Origin of the sequence: Salinibacillus xinjiangensis (assembly GCF_009649735.1) — a bacterium.
GTDB classification, from domain to species: domain Bacteria; phylum Bacillota; class Bacilli; order Bacillales; family Alkalibacillaceae; genus Salinibacillus; species Salinibacillus xinjiangensis.
The window spans coordinates 1-417 of sequence record NZ_WJNH01000027.1 but is presented as its reverse complement, the minus strand read 5'-3'; the positions used below and the strand labels follow the sequence as shown (position 1 = coordinate 417).

At 54.4% G+C, this 417-nt stretch carries 1 rRNA gene; it reads left to right on the top strand.

The window, feature by feature from the left end:
- Positions 1–417, top strand: a 16S ribosomal RNA gene (locus GH754_RS19325); the annotation flags it as partial.

Here is a 417-nt window from a genome sequence, read left to right as displayed (position 1 = left end):
CACTCCGCCTGGGGAGTACGGCCGCAAGGCTGAAACTCAAAAGAATTGACGGGGGCCCGCACAAGCGGTGGAGCATGTGGTTTAATTCGAAGCAACGCGAAGAACCTTACCAGGTCTTGACATCCTCTGCTACCTCTAGAGATAGAGGGTTCCCTTCGGGGACAGAGTGACAGGTGGTGCATGGTTGTCGTCAGCTCGTGTCGTGAGATGTTGGGTTAAGTCCCGCAACGAGCGCAACCCTTGATCTTAGTTGCCAGCATTTAGTTGGGCACTCTACGGTGACTGCCGGTGACAAACCGGAGGAAGGTGGGGATGACGTCAAATCATCATGCCCCTTATGACCTGGGCTACACACGTGCTACAATGGATGGTACAAAGGGCAGCGAAGCCGCGAGGTGAAGCAAATCCCATAAAACC